11 protein-coding genes are annotated in these 16952 nt (G+C 69.0%); 6 read left to right on the top strand and 5 right to left on the bottom strand.

What is annotated here, in order from left to right:
• Position 1: 1 nt before the first annotated feature.
• The 4 genes from OG219_RS11775 to OG219_RS11760 all read right to left on the bottom strand — a co-directional run bounded on the left by OG219_RS11775 (position 2) and on the right by OG219_RS11760 (position 3887).
• The gene (locus tag OG219_RS11775) at positions 2 to 406 is read right to left on the bottom strand and encodes an ectoine synthase (RefSeq protein WP_266825621.1); all 405 of its coding nucleotides are present in this window, start codon (positions 404 to 406) and stop codon (positions 2 to 4) included.
• Between the two features lie 54 nt (positions 407 to 460).
• Positions 461 to 1735, bottom strand: a complete 1275-nt coding sequence (gene ectB, locus OG219_RS11770; protein ID WP_266825619.1) for a diaminobutyrate--2-oxoglutarate transaminase — start codon at positions 1733 to 1735, stop codon at positions 461 to 463.
• Positions 1736 to 1823: 88 nt separating this feature from the next.
• Positions 1824 to 2363, bottom strand: a complete 540-nt coding sequence (gene ectA, locus OG219_RS11765; RefSeq protein ID WP_266825618.1) for a diaminobutyrate acetyltransferase — start codon at positions 2361 to 2363, stop codon at positions 1824 to 1826.
• A 423-nt stretch (positions 2364 to 2786) separates the two neighbouring features.
• Complete coding sequence (locus tag OG219_RS11760; RefSeq protein ID WP_266836069.1) at positions 2787 to 3887, bottom strand: alanine--glyoxylate aminotransferase family protein; 1101 nt, start codon at positions 3885 to 3887, stop codon at positions 2787 to 2789.
• Positions 3888 to 4080: 193 nt separating this feature from the next.
• Between OG219_RS11760 and OG219_RS11755 the strand changes: the two genes are divergently transcribed.
• From OG219_RS11755 to OG219_RS11735, 5 genes are all read left to right on the top strand, one after another.
• Entirely contained in the window at positions 4081 to 4923 is an 843-nt protein-coding gene (locus tag OG219_RS11755; protein WP_266825617.1) for an ABC transporter substrate-binding protein, read from the top strand.
• A complete protein-coding gene (locus OG219_RS11750; RefSeq protein WP_266825616.1) occupies positions 4920 to 5753 on the top strand; it encodes an amino acid ABC transporter permease in 834 nt (277 codons plus the stop codon). Before OG219_RS11755 ends, OG219_RS11750 begins: the two co-directional genes overlap by 4 nt.
• Positions 5750 to 6562: an amino acid ABC transporter ATP-binding protein gene (locus OG219_RS11745; RefSeq protein ID WP_266825615.1), complete on the top strand. Its 813-nt coding sequence runs from the start codon at positions 5750 to 5752 to the stop codon at positions 6560 to 6562. The genes OG219_RS11750 and OG219_RS11745 overlap by 4 nt, the downstream gene beginning before the upstream one ends.
• Positions 6563 to 6572: 10 nt before the next feature.
• Positions 6573 to 7664: an amidohydrolase family protein gene (locus OG219_RS11740; RefSeq protein WP_266825613.1), complete on the top strand. Its 1092-nt coding sequence runs from the start codon at positions 6573 to 6575 to the stop codon at positions 7662 to 7664.
• A gap of 70 nt (positions 7665 to 7734) precedes the next feature.
• Positions 7735 to 8394: a hypothetical protein gene (locus OG219_RS11735; protein WP_266825611.1), complete on the top strand. Its 660-nt coding sequence runs from the start codon at positions 7735 to 7737 to the stop codon at positions 8392 to 8394.
• 79 nt (positions 8395 to 8473) lie between these two features.
• Here the strand turns inward: OG219_RS11735 and OG219_RS11730 are convergent, their stop codons facing one another.
• Complete coding sequence (locus tag OG219_RS11730) at positions 8474 to 15436, bottom strand: polymorphic toxin-type HINT domain-containing protein (RefSeq protein ID WP_266825609.1); 6963 nt, start codon at positions 15434 to 15436, stop codon at positions 8474 to 8476.
• Positions 15437 to 15818: 382 nt separating this feature from the next.
• Here OG219_RS11730 and OG219_RS11725 point away from each other — a divergent pair, with 382 nt between their 5' ends.
• A complete protein-coding gene (locus tag OG219_RS11725; RefSeq protein WP_266825607.1) occupies positions 15819 to 16724 on the top strand; it encodes an SCO1860 family LAETG-anchored protein in 906 nt (301 codons plus the stop codon).
• Positions 16725 to 16952: the final 228 nt, after the last annotated feature.

The following is a 16952-nucleotide window of genomic DNA, read 5'->3' as shown; positions in this document are numbered from 1 at the left end:
TTCAGACCTCCTCGGGTTCGGTCAGCAGGGGATAGACGCCGTTCTCGTCGTGGTCCTCCCGTCCGGTGACGGGCGGGTTGAAGACGCAGACGCACCGGAAGTCGGTCTTGGGACGCATCGTGTGGCGCTCGTGGCCGTTCAGGAGGTACATCGTCCCCGGCGTGATCCAGTGCGTCTCGCCGGTCTCGTCATTGGTCAGTTCGGCCTCGCCCTCCACGCAGAGCACGGCCTCGATGTGGTTCGCGTACCACATCGACGTCTCGGTACCCGCGTACAGCGTCGTCTCGTGGAGCGAGAAGCCGACCTTCTCCTTGGCGAGGACGATGCGCTTGCTCTCCCAGGTGCCGGACGCGGCCTTCACATGCCGGTCGGTGCCTTCGATGTCCTTGAACGAACGGACTATCACGGTGACTTACTGCCTTTCTGCTGGTGCTGTACACGCGGTTGGTGCCGTACGCGGTCAGGCGACCGTCTCCCGTACGGCGCGGGCGAGGGTGCGCAGCCCCTCGTCCAGCTCCTCCGGCGTGATCGTCAGCGCCGGAAGCAGCTTGACGACCTCGCTCTCGGGGCCCGAGGTCTCGACGAGCAGCCCGAGTTCGAAGGCGCGCTGCGCTATGCGGCCCGCGCGCTCCTTGTCCTTGAACTCGATGCCCCAGACGAGGCCCCGTCCCCGGTACTCCTTGACGTCGGCGAGGTTCTCCTCGGTGATGGAGATCAGCCCCTGCTCGACCTGCTCGCCGCGGGCGCGGGTCTGCTTCTCCATGGCGGAGCCGTCGGTCCAGTACGCCTCCAGGGCGGCGGCGGCCGTGACGAACGCCGGGTTGTTGCCGCGGAAGGTGCCGTTGTGCTCGCCCGGCTCCCAGATGTCCAGCTCGGGCTTGAACAGGCACAGGGACATGGGCAGTCCGTACCCGGAGATGGACTTGGACACGGTGACGATGTCGGGCACGATCCCCGCCTCCTCGAAGGAGAAGAACGCGCCCGTACGCCCGCAGCCCATCTGGATGTCGTCGACGATCAGCAGCATGTCCTGGCGCTCGCACAGCGCGGCGAGGGCCCGCAGCCACTCGGGCCGCGCGACGTTGATGCCGCCCTCGCCCTGCACGGTCTCCACGATCACGGCGGCGGGTTTGTTGAGCCCGGAGCCCTGGTCCTCCAGGAGCCGCTCGAACCAGAGGAAGTCCGGGACCTGGCCGTCGAAGTAGTTGTCGAAGGGCATCGGGGTGCCGTGCACGAGCGGGATGCCGGCGCCGGCCCGCTTGAAGGCGTTGCCCGTCACGGCGAGCGAGCCCAGCGACATCCCGTGGAAGGCGTTGGTGAAGGACACGATCGCCTCGCGCCCCTTCACCTTCCGCGCCAGCTTCAGCGCGGACTCGACGGCGTTGGTGCCCGTCGGCCCCGGGAACATGACCTTGTACGGCAGATCGCGCGGCCGCAGCACGACCTTCTCGAAGGACTCCAGGAACGCGCGCTTGGCGGTCGTCGACATGTCGAGACCGTGGGTGACACCGTCCCGCTCCAGATAGTCGATCAACGCCCGTTTGAGTACCGGGTTGTTGTGCCCGTAGTTGAGTGATCCGGCGCCCGCGAAGAAGTCCAGGTACTCATGGCCGTCCTCGTCGTACATCCTGCTGCCCTGCGCCCGGTCGAAGACGGTGGGCCAGCTGCGGCAGTAGCTCCGCACCTCCGACTCCAGGGTCTCGAAGACGCTCAGGTCGGGCTGGGTGATGGTCACAGCGAATCTCCTCCTGGGAGACGAAGTCGTGGGGGGTTCGAAGTCGTGGGAGTTCGAAGCCGGGTGGGGGTTCGAAACCGGGTGGGGTTCAGAGCGACAGGGGCCCGATGCGGTACAGCACCTCGGGGTCGTGCGCACCGTCCGGGAACTGCCCCGCCTGGAACAGCACTTCACGCTCGACACTCGCGCCGTGGCGTGCGGCGTACGAGGTGAACAGCCGCTCGGAGGCGGTGTTGCCCGGCGTGATGGTGGTCTCGACGGCCGTCGTCCGCCGCTCCCCGGCGACCCGCGCGGTCAGACCGTCGAGCAGGGCCCCTGCGAGACCGCGCCCGCGGCGGGCGCCGTCGACGGCCACCTGCCACACGAGCAGCGTGCCCGGCCGCTCGGGCCGCACGTACCCGGTGACGAATCCGACGGGCGCGCCGTCCGCGTCCCGCGCCACCGCCGAGGTGCCGGCGAAGTCACGGCACCACAGCAGATAGCTGTACGAGGAGTTCAGGTCGAGGGTCCGGGAGTCCTTGGCGATACGCCAGAGTGCGGCCCCGTCGGCCACCTCCGGACGGTCGATCCGAAGGCCTTCCGGCATTTCCAGGAATTCCGCTTGCGGGTCTGCGTGTGCAGCAGTCATGCGGATTGAATTTACCGAGGGAAATTTGAAATTGCATTGCCCCACGGGGTTACGCACAAGGTGCCCGCGTGTTATCACGCGGGCGCGTCGGCCGCACGAAACGGCTCCATTTTATCCCGTTTTAAGCGTAAAATTCACCACGAAGTGGACGTCTTGTGGAGTGCGTCACAGCCACGTAATCGCCACGAGATGTGCCCGAATTACGAGGTTGGCGTTCGCGAAATCTTAGCGTTTACGCACGAAAAAAGCGGGCAGGAGAATATGGGAAGCTGCGCTGAATTAACAACAGGATAAGGGTGCGCATATTCTTTTTCAGCCCGTCCGGCGTTTGAGGACGAGCGCGTCAGCGCGAAACGGGGGTCTGGGGGCGGAGCCCCCAGGTACGGGACGGGTAGGGGCGGAGGGGGCGAAAAACCCCACCGCTCACCCCCACGCCCCGGCCACAGCCCGCCGAGCCGCCTCAAGGTCAACGGCCAGCCCCGCCTCGGCCAGCGCAGCGCCCAGCGCCGCAAGGCTGGAGTGCACGACCCCCCGAGTCGCATCGGGCCCGTAGTGGTTCACCCGGATCATCGACTTCGCGAGCGCACCCCCGCCCGCGACCAACGGCAGCACCGGATCCGCGGCCAGCGCCTTGGCGACGAGCCCGGACGCGTCGACCCCCGACGGCGCCCGCAGCGTCGTGGCGACGGGTGCCGCGTCCACCGCCTCGTACACATACGGCTCAAGCCCCCCGCCCAGGGCGAGCGCCCCCGCCCGGGTGGCCGCCGCGGCCGAAGCGTGCCGCGCCATCACCGCGTCGAGCCCCTCGCCCTCGATCCGCTCGACACACGCCTCGAGGGCCAGCATCTCCAGCTGCGCGGGCGCGTGCAGCAAGGCCTTCCGGCCCCCGTCGACCCACCGCTGCTTCCAGTCGAGGAGCGAGAGGTAGGACCGGCGCGGAGCCGCGGGATTGGCGGCCATCCGCGCCCACGCCCGCTCGCTCACCGACACGGCCGACACCCCGGCGGGCCCGCCCATCGCCTTCTGCGCCCCGATCACGCACAGGTCGACACCCCACGCGTCCGGCAGCACCGGCTCGGCCCCGATCGACGCGACGGCGTCGAGGTAGAAGAGCGCCCCGTGCTCCCGTACGACCTCACCGATCTCCGCGACCGGGTTCGTGTTCCCCGTCGCCGCCTCCGCGTGCACCAGTGACACGAAGTCGATCGACGGATGCTCGGCGAACGCCTCCCGCACCTGGGCGGCGGTGACAGCCGTGTGGAAGGGCACCGCCAGGTCGATCACCGTCGCCCCGCAGTCCCGCAGCCAGTCCCCGAAGGTCTGCCCGTAGGGACCGGTGATCACATTGAGCGCGGTCGTGCCGGGACCGGCGGTGCCACGGATGGCTCCCTCCAGCGGCAGCAGCGCCTCACCCTGCATGATCACGACGTCCTGCTCGGTGGAGAGCAGCCGCGCGACCCGGTCCTCGATCGACGCGAAGTGCGCCGCGCTGAGCGGGGCCAGGTCCAGGAAGGGGTGGGTCACGACGGTGCTCTCTTCGCTCACAGGGTCTAACGGGGCCCTTGGGGGGCAATGGATCAGAGGGTAACCGGCGACACCGCACCGGCTCGGACCGGCGACTTCTGAGGCCGGACGGCGCGGTGACCATCGGATTGATTTGAGTGAGTCAAACCTTTCCTTATAATCAGAACTCTCAGTCCCCCCACAGGAGGTCTCCGTGAACTCGGTCCTCGGACGCCGAACCCGCTTTCTGGCCGCCACCACCGCGACGGCCGGGCTGCTGCTCGTGGCCGGCTGCTCCTCGGACGACGGCGGCGGCTCGACCACCGTCAAGGGCGTCAAGCTCGTCAAGGCGGGTCAGATCACCACCTGCACCCACCTCCCGTACCCGCCCTTCCAGTCGGAGATCGACGGCAAGGTGCAGGGCTTCGACGTCTCGCTGATCGACCTGGTCGCCAAGGACCTGGGTGTGAAGCAGGAGTTCATCGACACGCCCTTCGAGAACTTCAAGACCGGCGCGTTCCTCAACTCCGGCGAGTGCGACCTCGCCGCGGCCGGCATGACGATCACCGACGAGCGCAAGAAGAACGTCGACTTCTCGGACCCCTACTTCGAGGCGACGCAGGCCGTCCTGGCCGACAAGAAGAGCGGCATCACCTCCTTCGCCGACCTCAAGGGCAAGAAGGTCGGCACCCAGGCCCAGACGACCGGCGAGGACTACGCCACGAGTCACGGCCTCGACCCCGTCTCCTTCGAGTCCTCCGACGCCCTCCTCAACGGCCTGCGCACCGGCCAGGTCCAAGCCGTCATCATCGACTACCCGGTCGTCCAGGGCTGGCTGAAGGACAAGGCCAACGCGGACGCCTTCGAGGTCGCCGACAACATCAACACCGGTGAGCAGTACGGCTTCTCGGTGAAGAAGGGCAACACCGCGCTCGTCGACGCCATCAACAAGGCGATCGCGGACGCGAAGGCCGACGGCACGTACAAGACGCTGTACGAGAAGTGGATCGGCCCGTACGACGCCGCCGCGGCCTCCGCCTCCCCGTCCGCCTCATGAGTGGAGCCGACGCACAACTCCAGCCCCGCAAAAGCGGCCTGACCCGGCGTCAGAAGCGGGCGCTGTCACGCGGTGTCCAGTACGTCGTGTTCGTCGCGGCCGTGGTCGCCTTCGCGGCCACGGCCGACTGGGGGCGGCTGAAGAACCAGTTCGCGCAGTGGGACCTGGTCACGCAGATGTTCCCCGACGTCATCACGATGGCGCTGAAGAACACCGTGCTCTACACCATGTCCGGGTTCGTCTTCGGACTCGTGCTCGGCATGGTCGTCGCCCTGATGCGGCTGTCCCCGGTGGGCCCCTACCGCTGGGTCGCCGGCATCTACATCGAGATCTTCCGCGGCCTGCCCGCCCTGCTGATCTTCGTGTTCGTGGGTGTCGCCGTACCGCTGGCGTTCCCGGGCACGGAGATCCCCGGCGGCACCTACGGCAAGGTGGCCCTGGCCCTCGGCCTGGTCTCGGCCGCCTACATGGCCGAGACGATCCGCGCGGGCATCCAGGCCGTGCCCAAGGGACAGATGGAGGCGGCCCGTTCACTGGGCTTCTCGCACGCCCGGGCCATGGTCTCGATCATCATTCCGCAGGCGTTCCGCATCGTGATCCCGCCGCTCACCAACGAACTCGTCCTCCTCTTCAAGGACTCCTCGCTGGTGCTGTTCCTCGGGGTCACCCTGGAGGAGCGCGAACTCACCAAGTTCGGGCGCGACCTGGCGAGCCAGACCGCCAACTCCACGCCGATCCTGGTCGCGGGCCTGTGCTATCTGCTGGTCACGATCCCGCTCGGCTTCGTCGTGCGCCGCCTCGAGACGAAGGCCGGGGAGGCCACCAAGTGAGCACGTCCGCGACACCAGAGATCCAGGTCAAGGGCCTGCACAAGTCCTTCGGCGACAACGAGGTGCTGCGCGGCATCGACCTGGAGATCGGCTCGGGTGAAGTCGTCTGCGTCATCGGCCCGTCCGGCTCGGGCAAGTCCACGCTGCTCCGCTGCGTGAACCTGCTGGAGGAGCCCACCAAGGGCGAGGTCTTCGTCGGCGGTACGGAGGTCACGCACCCCGACGTCGACATCGACGCCGTACGCCGCCGTATCGGCATGGTCTTCCAGCAGTTCAACCTCTTCCCGCACCTGTCGGTGACCGACAACCTCACGCTGCCGCAGCGCCGGGTACTGAGGCGGGACAAGGCCGAGGCCGCCAGGATCGCCGCGGAGAACCTGCGGCGCGTGGGCCTCTCCGAGAAGGCCGACGCGTACCCCTCCTCCCTCTCCGGCGGCCAGCAGCAGCGCGTCGCGATCGCCCGCGCCCTGGCCATGGGCCCCGAGGTGATGCTCTTCGACGAGCCCACCTCGGCCCTCGACCCCGAACTCGTCGGCGACGTACTCGCGGTCATGCGGATGCTCGCCGACGAGGGCATGACGATGATGGTCGTCACCCACGAGATGACCTTCGCGCGCGAGGTCGCCGACCGTGTCGTCTTCATGGACGGCGGCGTGATCGTCGAGGAGGGCGCCCCCGCACAGGTCATCGGCAACCCGGGCCACGAGCGGACCCGCCACTTCCTGTCGCGCCTGCTGGACCCCGCGATGGCGGACGTGGAGGAAGAGGTCTCGGACCAGGTGGGCAAGGGGGACCAGGGCCCCAACTAGGGTGCAGTCCATGAGCGATCGCACCGTGCTGCACGTGAGGGGACGGGTCCTCGTCGGGCCCGAGGACGTCCGGGACGAACTCTGGGTCGTCGGCGGGAGGATCTCGTACGAGCGCCCCGCCGGCGCCCGTGACATCCGTACCGTCGAGGGCTGGGCCCTGCCCGGCCTCGTCGACGCGCACTGCCACGTGGGGCTCGGCCTGCACGGCCCCGTCGACGCCGACGTCGCCGAGAAGCAGGCGCTGACCGACCGCGAGGCGGGCACCCTGCTGCTGAGGGACGCGGGTTCGCCCTCCGACACCCGCTGGATCGACGACCGCGCAGACCTCCCGAAGATCATCCGTGCGGGCCGGCACATCGCCCGAACCCGCCGCTACATCCGGAACTTCGCGCACGAGATCGAGCCGGAGGACCTCGTCGCGTACGTCGCCCAGGAGGCCCGTCGCGGCGACGGCTGGGTCAAACTCGTGGGCGACTGGATCGACCGCGGCACCGGCGACCTGAGCGCCTGCTGGCCCCGGGACGCCGTCGAGGCCGCGATCGCCGAGGCGCACCGCCTCGGCGCCCGCGTCACCGCGCACTGCTTCGCCGAGGACTCCCTGCGGGACCTGGTCGAGGCGGGCATCGACTGCGTGGAGCACGCGACGGGCCTGACCGAGGACACCATCCCCCTCTTCGCCGAGCACGGCGTCGCGATCGTCCCCACGCTGGTGAACATCGCGACCTTCCCGCAGCTCGCGGCCGGCGGCGACGGGAAGTACCCCAAGTGGTCCGCGCACATGCGGCAGTTGCACGAACGGCGCTACGACACCGTGCGCGCCGCGTACGACGCCGGGATCCCCGTCTACGTCGGCACCGACGCGGGCGGCTCGCTCGCCCACGGCCTCGTCGCGGGCGAGGTCGCCGAACTCGTCACCGCCGGCATCCCGCCCGTCGAGGCGCTGTCGGCCACGACGTGGGGCGCGCGGCGGTGGCTGGGACGGCCGGGGCTCGACGAGGGGGCGCCCGCGGACCTCGTGGTGTACGACGGGGATCCGCGGGCGGACGTACGCGTGCTGGCCGCCCCGCGACGGATCGTGCTGAACGGGCGGGTCGTGGGTTAGGCGCCACGGGATCCCCGGGATCCCGGTACAGAGAGAGTCACTTGCCTTCAACGAGGGAGCGCTGGCGGAGATGATCGATCCGGCAACCATCGACGTGCCCGAATTCCTGGAGCGCTGGTACGGCCCTCCCGACGGCCCGTCCGGGACGCTCCCCACCACCTGCGACTGGCTGCCGGCCTCCCTCAAGGAGTGGCACAGCCTCGCGTCCCGGTGGTCGGCCCCGCTCATGACGGTGAACCGGATGATCGCCCCGGAACAGGTGAAGGCGGGCGACGACCGCACGGCCGTCTTCATGGAGGACGCGACCGGTGACTGGCGGTGGGCGTTCGGCACCGCGGATCCGGACGTGGTCCACGAAGCCGAGCTCTACGAGCCATGGCAGCGGTGCCCGGAGAGCCTCCCGGAACTCCTGACGCACAGCGTCCTGTACGAGGCCACGTACACGGGCAGTTCGTGGCGGGAGTGCGCCCAGGTGGAGGAGCACCGGCTCGACTCCGTCCTCGCGCCGATGACACGGATCGCGTTCGGCGGCTGGGGTTCGCCCCGACCCGGTGGCCGGATCTTCATGAGCGACACCCTGGTCGCCGCGACGGGGCCCGCGATGGCCCCCGGAAGCCCCTGGGAGAACAGGCCGGGATTCGCGGAGGTGCGCGTGGCCACCACGGAGCCCGAGCGTCTGGCCTACCTGGACGACATGACCGACATCCCTTGGATCAAGCCGTTCACCTGACCGCCGTCAGGCAGGCCATCGGCCCCGGCAACACGAGGTCGCCGGGGCCGATGAGCGCGGAGCGGGATGAGTCAGACGGTCAACGCCCCAGGAAGGGCAGTTGACGGATCGCACCCCCCGCGTCCCGGAAGATCACCGTCAGCGTCGCGCCCGACGGCAACATGGTGGGCAGTGCGGCCGTGCATCCTCCGCAGACGTAGTTGCCGCTGATGAACAGCCGGGCCTCGGTGGCACCTTGGGCCCGCATCGCGCCCGCCGCCTGCGCTTCCAGGTGGTGGAAGTTCTGACTGGTCGCTCCGGGCGGAAGGTTGCCCGCGTAGGACGGGCTGAGGTTGCGGCTGCCCGAGGACACGGGGATCGGACCGTTCCAGCCCGGCAGGTGCAGGGCGCCGGTCATGCCCCCGGGGTTCGCGAACTGGTTCGCCGCGTCGGCCGCCTGTTGCAGTCCCTCTTCGAGATCGTCCGGACCGCAGCCGTTGTGTACGAGGACCGGACTGCCCCCGGCCACCACGTAGTAGGTGTGGACCCCGGCGACCGTGAGGTTGTGGACGGTCGCCTTCGCCGACCAGGGGTCGACGGCCGTGATCTGGATCCAGCTCCCGCTGCCCGTGCTCAGCCACTGCCCGGGCTTCAGGTCGCCGGCATCCACCCAACGGCCCACGTCGGGCAGCCAGAACGGGTGGCCGTCCGTGGCCGTGATCGTCGACGTGGCGTCCCCGGCACGGCCGTCGGTGTCGACGGTGAGCCTGACGAGGTGCTTGGCGCCCTTGCCGGTGATGGTGGCGGTCACCGCACGGGACCGGGTGTCGTCGGTCTCGACGTCGGAGGCCGCGACCCGGTCTCCGACCAGGATGTCCTCGATCGCCTTGGTGGTGCCGTCGGCCATCAGGACCTGGGTGCCGGGAGTGAAGCTGTTGCGGACCTTGCAGCTCGCACCGCTGCTGGGCGGCTGCTCCGGAACCTTCGGCGGTGCCGGGGCCGGGGCGGGCACCGGATTCGCCGGAGCCGGAGCCGGAGCGGCGTTGGCCGGCGGAGCCGCGTTCGCGGGCGGGGCGGCGCCCGCCGGGGGAGCGGCGCCGGCCGGCGGCAGGGCGTTGTCGGCCGTACGGCGGACGTCGTTGGCGGCATCGACGGCGTCGATCACCTCGTCGCCGTACTTGACCGCCTTGGCCGCCGAGGCGCCGTACCCCGCGAACGGGATCGCCGAGGCGCAGGACAGGCCCGCGTCCACATAGTTGCCCTCGGCCGCGTACCAGCCGCAGTTGGCGAGGTCGGCGATCTCACCGACGGCCGGGATCAGGCCGACGACGTCCAGGGCCAGGTGACCGATGTCCGACCACGACATCCCGAACAGGTGGCCGTCGATCTCGACGAACGAGACCGGGTTGCCGCCCGCGAAGGCGTACCGGTTGCCGGTGAACGGGTCGGTCGTCAGGCCCATGTCGGCGAGCGCGCCGCCGTACATGTCGCGGGTCAGGAACCGGTTCAGACCGGGGTCGTAGGTCCGGAAGCCCATGTCGTAGGTGCCGGACGTGGAGTCGAAGCGCTTGCCGTTGAACCGGTAGGAGTTGTACGGCTCCTCGCCGCCCGACCCGGGCTTGTCGGCGCCGGTGAACTGGGCGTTGTCGTTCTTGCCGTACGCGGTGTAGCCGTACGTCGCCTTGGTGTTGCCGTCCTTGTCGGTGAGCGCCTCGACGTCACCGTGGGGGTGGTAGGCGTACTGGGTGGTCTCGGGGTCCTTCTCCTCCTCGTCCTTGATCTGGGTGAGTTTCTGGCCCCAGGAGGCGTACTGGAAGGACGTCACGGACTCGTCCGTCACTTCCTCCCGCAGGGACAGGGAGGTGATCCCGAGATACGTGAAGAGGGTGGTCTTCGCGTCGTCGCCGCTGCCCTGGGACTCCTTGACCGTGCGGTCGAAGGCGTCGTACGTCATCCGGGTCGTCTTCGCCGCGTCGCCGCTGCCCGCGGTGATGGAGGCGGGCCGGTCGAAGCCGTCGTAGCGGTACTTCTGGATGGTCTCGCCGCCGAAGGAGACGGTGTCGAGACGGCCGAGCGGGTCGTAGTTGTACGTCGAGGAGGCGCCGTCCTCGGTGGAGGTGAGGAGCCGGTTGCGGTCGTAGCGGTGGGTGGTCGTGGTGTCGTCGACGGTCTGCCGGATCACATTGCCGGCGGCGTCGTGCCGGTACTCCTCCGTCGCCTCGTCGTCGCCCGTCTTCGTCACCTTGGCGATGCGGTCCTGCGGGTCGTAGCCGTACGCGTAGGTGTTGTCGACGGTGTCGCCGTGGTCGTCGGCGTCCATCACCTTGAGGACGTCCTCGAGCTTGTGACCGTTGGCGTTGTAGGTCAGCGCGTGCTCGGCGACGACGGTGCCGTCGGACTTCTTCTCGCTCGTCCGCTTCGTCGCCCCGTCGAGGTAGTAGTCGACGGTGAGGACATTGCCGTTGGGCTTGGTCTGCTCGGCGAGTTCACCGCGGGAGGTGTACTCCAGGCTGGTCACCTGCTGGTCCCCGGCCGTCGGAGAGGCGGCGTTGGTGATCCGCTCCACCCGGTCCAGGACGTCGTACTCCAGCTTGCTCCAGGTCAGGTCGTGCGTGGTGGTGAGCGTGTTGCCGTTGGCGTCGTAGGTCAGCTCGGCGGTGTTGCGGACGGAGTCCCCGTCGTGCTCGACGACCTTGGTGAGCTGGTTGATCCCGTCGTAGCCGAGGGTGTAGCGGTCGACCTCGACGCCCGGGCTGCGGTCGGTGATCTCGGTCTGGTTGCCGTTGGCGTCGTAGCGGTAGGAGAAGTCCTTGTTCTCGTTGTCGGTGTCGCCGGAGTTGTCGCGGACCAGCCGCACCGCGTCCGCGACGACGGCACCGGTCGCCTTGTCCGTCAGGGTGACGGCCTGGCCGGCGTTCTCCTCGAAGGCGTACTTGCCCAGCGACCGCCATTCACCCGGGAGTTCGGTCTGGTCGAGGGTCTTCTCCTCGGTTCCGTCCTTGTGTTTGATCTCGTACGTGGCGTCCTTCGCCGCGCCCTCGACCTTCGGGTTGCGGACGTAGACCGTGTAGGCGCCGTTCTGCGGGATGTTCAGCTGCCACACGAACCGGGACTCGCCGGACCCCGCGGCATGGGTCTGCGCGTTGAAGCCGTACGAGCCCTCGGCGGTGACCTCGTCCCAAGTCCCCTGCGTCGCCGTGTTGTTGACGTCGGAGTTGTCGACGAGCGCGACCTGGAGACCGACCGGGACGCCGTTGTCCGACCGGGACTTCAGCGCGCCGCTCGGATAGAAGGAGGAGTTGAGGGTCCGGGAGACCGAACCGCCCGCGCTGGTCAGGGTGTTCTGGATCTGCTGGCCGAGTTCGTTGTACTCGTAGGTGTTCTTGATGTCGAAGGCGTCGGTGGACGTCCGGATCCAGCCGGTGTCGAAGTAGCTGTACCGCGTCTCGTTGCGGACGGACTGGCCCTCCGACGGCGGGGCGCTGACCTTCACCGGCCGGCCGACCTGGTCGTACTCGTAGGTCGTCCGGTCGGGCTTGTTGTAGCGCTCGTCGTCCGGGTCGTAGGGGGTGAGGGTCTCCTTGACCCGGTTCAGTTCGTCGTAGACGGTCTCGGAGGCGAAGTCCTCGGGGTCCCCGCCCGTCTCGACGCCGCGCGGGGTGATGACCCGGGTCTGGTTGCCCGCCTCGTCGTACTCGAAGCGGGTGGTGCGGAAGACGGTGTCGTCGCCGTTCTTCTCGTGCGGGGTGCGCGCCTCGACCAGGGCGGCGCGTGCGTCGAGGACCAGCTCGGCGCGGTTGCCGTCGGCGTCCGTGGTGGCGGTGGTCAGCCCGTCCCAGTCGTAGGTGCTCGTCGTCGAGCTGCCGGTCGCGTCCGTCGTCTCAAGGAGCCGGTGGTCGAGGTCGTAGCGGAACCGGCTGGTGTAGTCGTCCGGATCCTGGCTCTCGGCCTTGCGCGCGTCGACGACCTCGACCAGATCGCCGACATCGTTGTACCCGGCGGTGGCGTGGTGACCGGCCGCGTCCTCGGTCGCGATCCGCTGGTAGATCTCGTTGTAGGTGATCTTCGTGGTGTAGTCGTCGGGGTCCTCGGTCAGGGTGCCCTTCGGCTGCGTCGAGGTCAGCTGGTTGCCGACCTTGTCGAACGTGTACGTCGTCCGCCGCAGCGGGTCGCCGGCCTCGTCGCCGGGCTGCACCAGCTCGACCTGCTGGTCGGCGGCGTCGAAACGGCTGGTGCTCGACGCGCCGTTGGGGGAGGTGAACTCGACGGTGTTGTCGTTCCTGTCGTACACCGGCGCCGGTGTGACGAGGAAGTCGCCCGCCTCCTGGTCCTTGGGGATCCGGTTCTCCAGCGGACGCCCGAACAGGTCGTACGTCTGCGTCGTCGTCGCCCCGTTGGCCTCCTCCAGCTCGGTCACGTTGCCGCGCACGTCGTACGTCGTCCGCGTCCGTTCGCCGAGCGCGTCGACGATGGTGCGCGGATAGCCGGACGGGTCGTAGTCCTCGAACCGTGTGGTGTGCTCGTTGGCGTCGGTGGCGGCGGTGAGCCGGCCCCGCGCGTCATAGGTGCTCGTCGAGGTGTAGTCGCCCTCGGGCTCGGTCGTGACGCCCTTGGGGTCGGTGACCGAGGTCAGATTGCCCACGGCGTCATGGCCGAAGCGCCAGACCCGGCCCTCGGGGGAGACCCGCTGTGCCAGGTCGGCGATGTAGCCGTTCTCGCCCGTGGCGTACGTGAGGGCGGCGGCGGGCCGGTCGTTCTCGACCGCCTCGGCGTCCCTGACCTCCAGCGGATAGCCGGTCTTGGGGTCGTACTTCCAGGTCCGGGTGGCGCCGTTGTTCTCCTCCAGGCGCGTGACGTTGTTGTCCGCGTCCCAGGCGAGCCTGGTGGTCTGCCGTTTGGCGTTGGTGAGCTTCACCGGCCGCCCGTAGCTGTCAAGCAATTGAGTGCTCGGATTGCCCTCGGCGTCGGTGACGACGGTCTGCGCCGCCTTGCCGTCATGGCCGTCCGGGTCCGCGTAGCGGTAACCGGTCAGGCCGCCAAGGCGGTCCTTGATCGACTTGGTGTACCCCAGGTAGGGCAGCTGGTCCTTGTCGTCGTGCGGGCCGATGTAGTCGAGCTCGGTGGCGTGACCGAGCGGGTCGGTGACCCCGACCAGCTTGATGCCCGGGTGGTCGAGCTCCTTGCCGTAGGTGAACCCGAACTCCTTGCGCAGCTTGTCGTCCGCGCCCGCACCGTCCGTCAGCCGCCCGAGCAGCCCCTTCTCGGTGAACGTGAGGTCGATCCGCCGCCCCGAGATGTCGGTGACGGAACGGACCTTGTCGATGATGAACGGGTTGAGGAGGTGGTCACCGGTGCGCAGCTCGCCGTCCTTGTCGAGGTACGAGTACGGCTCGCCCTTCTCCCAGTAGTCGACGGTGAGAGTGCGCCGGCCCTCGGCGTCGGTGACGTACTTCAGCAGCTTCTGGCCGAGCAGCCGCTGCTCGTAGGTGAACTCCATCCGGTTGCCGTTCTTGTCCACCATGGCGCTCGGATAGCCCTGGCAGTCGAAGAGGAACCGGGTGCGGTCCGGGCGCAGGAACTCCCAGGCCTCCCGCTCGTGCGGGTGCAGCAGGCAGCTCTTCTCCAACTGCCTGACCTTGAAGTGGACCCCGGACGGGGAGTCCCACTCGCCCTTCTTGTTCTTGCTGAAGACATGGCTGGTGCCGTCGCCGTCGGTCATCGTGATGCGGGCCGGCAGCAGTGCGGAGGGATGGAAGTCCAGCGGGGTGCCGAGCCGGACGGGCGAGGAAGCCTGCAGGGACCAGCCCGGTCCGGCCGGAGTGGAGGAGGCGTCCTGCGAGTTGTAGGAGAGCCGCAGGAAGGTCGAGAAGCCCAGGGACGGGTTCGAGAAGGCGTTGTACGACCAGACCGCGTTCCCGGCGTAGAGGTTGCTCGTCAGGGCGGAGCCCGCGCCGGTGTTCTTGCCCGCGTAGGAGTAGAAGTCCTCAAGACCGAGCTGGTCGGAGGTCGGGTACTCGGCGGTCACCTGGTGCTTGGACGGCGGCACCCCGTCGGTCTCGGAGAGCCACTTGCCGGTGGCCTTCTCCCGCAGGTCCCACTCCAGGCCGAAGGTCAGCCGCTTGTCGAGCGGGTCGATCAGGACCGGCGCCTTGAGCTGCGCGTCGAAGGTGACGGAGCCGCCCGGAGGCACGTCCTGGGGGAGCGGGGTGGCGTCCTTGTTGAGGAGGTTGGTGACGTCCTTGCCGTCCAGCGTCCAGCGGTACGACAGGACGCGCTCGCCCTTCTTCCACACCGTGCCGGTGGTGTTGGTGAGCGTCGCCTCGACGGTGGAGGTCTCGCCGGGGACGACCCGCGCCGGCGTGTACGGCAGGAAGTACGTCTCGGCCTCGGGCGCGGCGAGCAGCTTCTCGCCCTGGGCGACCTGCCCGAGGGCAGGCAGCTCAACCGCGCGGACCGGGCTGGTCAGCAGCTCTCCGCCCTTGGTGCGCACGGCGACGAGATAGTGGTACGTCCTGCCCTCGTCGCCGACCGGCGCGGGGGACGCGGAACGGTCGGCGAAGGTACGGGTGTCGCGGTCCACCGGGGCGAGAAGCGTCTCGGCGGTCGGCTTGAAGTCCTTCGCGGTGGAGCGGTGGACCTCGTACTCCTGAAGGTCCTTGCCCGGGTACGGAGTCCAGACGAGGTCGGCACCGGTGGCGTGCGCCGTGCGGGGTTCCTCGATCCGTACGCCGTCGGCCTCGCCCGCGGCCGCGGGGCGGACGGAGCCGGCGCCCCGGGTGCGGTCGAGGGCGATACCGGCGGGCCGTTCGCCCTTGAGCGGGTCCTCGTTCCTGTCGTCGCCGCGTTCGCTGTTGGGGCGCCAGCCGTCACGTGGATCGCTGGTGTCGGGGCCGGACGCGGCGGCGGGTCTCGCCTTGTCCTGGACGGTGGGGGCCGCCGGGGCGGCGGCCACGATCATCGCCGACGCCACGATGCCGATCACCGCGGTGCGGAGGCGGGAGCGGCGTAAGGGGCGGTGGAGGAAGGGGGCGAAACGGATATGGGTGCGGTCTGAGGTTGCCATGTGGTGGGCTCCTTGTCCCCGTGGGCACAGCGGACGCACAGGAATCGCCAAGCGCACCTGTCCTATCAGGACCCTCCAAAAGCTTGTCAAGAGCATGCAAAATGGAAAGGTGAGTTCCGGACTGTGAGCGATGTTGACGGGGCGTGACGTGTCGGCTCGCCGTCTCGTTGAGCACTTTCACCCCGCGCGCGGGGTGGTGACCGGCGCGCCGGTCGATATGGGGGTGTGAGGGTGGCGTCGTGGAACATCCGTGCCTGGGCATTCGAATGCGCACACTAAAAAGCCACGTTGGAGTGAAGTCACGCAGGATCGCTCACGGTTCACTCGCTGTGCGTAATCCTGACCGGGTCCCAAGCATGTCTCTTACGAGGGGTCCCCCACCTTGAACGGCAACAACTTCCGCATGCCCGCACGCCGGTTCGCCACCGTCGCCGCCGCGACGGCCCTGGCCGCAGGTCCCGCCGCGCTCGCCGGGGCGGTGTCCGCGCACGCGACCGATGACACCGACCAGCAGGGCCGCGCGAGCGCCGTCGTGCTGCGTACCGGGCTCGACGTGTCCCTGCTCAACAAGACGCTGAACGTTCCGCTCACCGTCTCCCTCAACGAGGTGCGGGCGCCGCAGAGTTCCGAAAAGACCGCGCTCACCGCCCGGTTGGAGGGCGTCGAAGGCGGAAAGCCGTTCAGTGTGCTGGGTGCGGAGGTCGCCGCCGCGAAGGCGACGGTGTCCTCTCGGAAGGCCGAGGGGTACACGAACCTCGCCCATGCGAAGGTCCATGTTCCCGGGCTTCCGCTGCTCTCCCTCATCGAGGTCGAGTCGGTCACCTCGAAGGCGACCTGCGAGGCGGGCAAGAAGCCCGTGGCCACGTCGAATCTGCTGGGCGGGGTCACTGTCCTAGGCAAGAAGGTGACGCTGTCCGCCGGCGGCCCGACCGCGGTGGACGTGCCCGGCGTCGGCTCCGTCCGGCTCGACCTCTCCAAGACGTCGACCACGTCCCGCACGGCGGCCGCGTCCGCGCTCGAACTCAAGGTGTCCATCAACCCGTTGAAGCTGAATGTGGCCGAGGTGGAGGGGACGGTGACGCTGGCGGGGGCGACGTGTGAGGCGCCGGTCGTGTCCGACGCGTCCGACGCTCCCGTGGCGGGCGTGGAGCCGCACGGGGCGCCTGCGGAGGCGGGGCTTGCGGAGACGGGGGGTGGGGCGATGGCGCCGTATGTGGTGGGTGGGGCGGTTGTGTTGCTTGCGGTGGGTGGGGGAGCGGTGGCTTTGGGGCGGCGTAGTCGGGGGTGAGGGAAGGGTTTTTTCGCCCCCTCCGCCCCTACCCGTCCCGTTCCTGGGGGCTGCGCCCCCAGACCCCCGCTTCGCCCGAAGGGCTCGTCCTCAAACGCCGGACGGGCTAAAAAGATCTTCCCTGGCCGGGGCGAAAGATTTCAGCTCCGGCCGGGGAAAGTTTCAGCCCCTCCGGCGTTTGAGGAGCGGGGTCTGGGGCGGAGCCCCAGGAGCAAGGGACGGGTAGGG

Source organism: Streptomyces sp. NBC_00038 (assembly GCF_026343635.1).
Lineage (GTDB): Bacteria > Actinomycetota > Actinomycetes > Streptomycetales > Streptomycetaceae > Streptomyces.
Note: the sequence above shows the minus strand (reverse complement) of the source record. Positions and strands in the feature narration are given on the sequence as shown.

What these genes read in the sequence shown, in the direction of transcription:
- OG219_RS11730 (WP_266825609.1), bottom strand. Translation starts at nt 15,436, where the DNA reads ATGGCAACCTCAGACCGCACCCATATCCGTTTCGCCCCCTTCCTCCAC.
- OG219_RS11740 (WP_266825613.1), top strand. Translation starts at nt 6,573, where the DNA reads ATGAGCGATCGCACCGTGCTGCACGTGAGGGGACGGGTCCTCGTCGGG.
- ectA (WP_266825618.1), bottom strand. Translation starts at nt 2,363, where the DNA reads ATGACTGCTGCACACGCAGACCCGCAAGCGGAATTCCTGGAAATGCCG.
- OG219_RS11735 (WP_266825611.1), top strand. Translation starts at nt 7,735, where the DNA reads ATGATCGATCCGGCAACCATCGACGTGCCCGAATTCCTGGAGCGCTGG.
- OG219_RS11750 (WP_266825616.1), top strand. Translation starts at nt 4,920, where the DNA reads ATGAGTGGAGCCGACGCACAACTCCAGCCCCGCAAAAGCGGCCTGACC.